General features: G+C 68.2%; 1 protein-coding gene. It reads right to left on the reverse strand.

Going from position 1 to position 1,284, the window contains the following annotated elements:
* Window positions 1-31: 31 nt before the first annotated feature.
* The gene (locus CH341_RS19475; protein ID WP_111420649.1) at window positions 32-1,027 is read right to left on the reverse strand and encodes a tripartite tricarboxylate transporter substrate-binding protein; all 996 of its coding nucleotides are present in this window, start codon (window positions 1,025-1,027) and stop codon (window positions 32-34) included.
* Window positions 1,028-1,284: the final 257 nt, after the last annotated feature.

Below are 1,284 nucleotides of genomic sequence, written 5' to 3' on the forward strand. Positions count from 1 at the left end.
CCCCCCTCCAGGGGGAGGTGAAGAGAGACGCTCAGTTCCCCGGGCCGGCGGCCTTGATCACCTTGCTCCAGCGGTCGACCTCGCTCTTCACCAGCGAGGCGAGGGCCTTCTGGCCGCGGGCGTCGCCCTCCGGCAGGTCGCTACCGAGATCGAGCAGGCGCTTGCGGGTGGTCGGGTCGTCCAGCGCCTTGTCCAGCGCGGCGGCGAGCTTGTCGACGATCGGCTGCGGCGTGCCCTTGGGCGCGAAGACCGCGTTCCAGGCCGACACCTTGTACTCCGGCAGGCCGGCTTCCTTGGTAGTCGGGACCTCCGGCAGGGCCGGGTTGCGGGCCTCGGTGGCGACGCCGTAGGCGCGGATCGAGCCGCCCTGCACCTGCGACACGACGTTGACGATCTGGTCGCACATGTAGTCGACCTGGCCGCCGACGAGGGCGTTCATGGCCGGGCCCGTGCCGTTGTAGGGAACGGCGGTCGGCTTCACGTCGAGGATCGAGTTGAGCAGCAGGCAGGTCGTGTAGGACACCGAGCCGACGCCGGCATGCGCCATGTTGAGGGTGCCGGAGTTCGCCTTCACGTGCTTCACGAACTCGGACAGATCCTTGGCCGGATAGTCCTTCTTGGCCAGGATCAGGATCGGCGTGCCGGCCGCGACGCCGACCGGCTCGAAATCGGCGGCCGGATCGTAGGCGAGGTTCGGATAGAGCGGCACGGCCGCCGCGTGGGTGCCCATGTGGCCCATGATGAGGGTGTAGCCGTCGTTGTTGGCGCGCTTGGCCCGGGTCGCCCCGGTGGTGCCGCCGGCCCCCACCACGTTCTCGATGACGATCTGCTGGCCGAGCGTCTTGCCCATGTGGTCGGAGACGATGCGGGCGACCACGTCGGTCGGGCCGCCGGCCGCGAACGGGACGATCATGGTGATGGGCCGCGCCGGATAGCCACCGCCGTTGGTGCCCTGGGCGACCGCGACGCCGGCGCTTGCAATGAGGCAACCGGCCGCGAACAGAGCCGTGAACCTGCGAACCGACATTGTGTACTCCTTGTTGCGTTCCTCTGGACGACTTCCAACGGTCGACCTTTCGGCAGTCAAAAACGCCATGCCACCGCGAAAACGGGTGCGCAATTCTGCTTAGGTCGGTGAAATGTGCGGCGTTCCGCCGCTTACCTACGATTGGTAGAGAATGCGGCGCCCCGCAGCCCATGCGGCAGGCTGTCGCACACGGGGGCGAACTCGCCCACTCGCGCCGCGGCCCACGCCTCGCCAAGCAGGTCCACAAACGAACAGCG

Source organism: Rhodoplanes roseus, from assembly GCF_003258865.1.
Classification (GTDB): Bacteria; Pseudomonadota; Alphaproteobacteria; order Rhizobiales; family Xanthobacteraceae; genus Rhodoplanes; species Rhodoplanes roseus.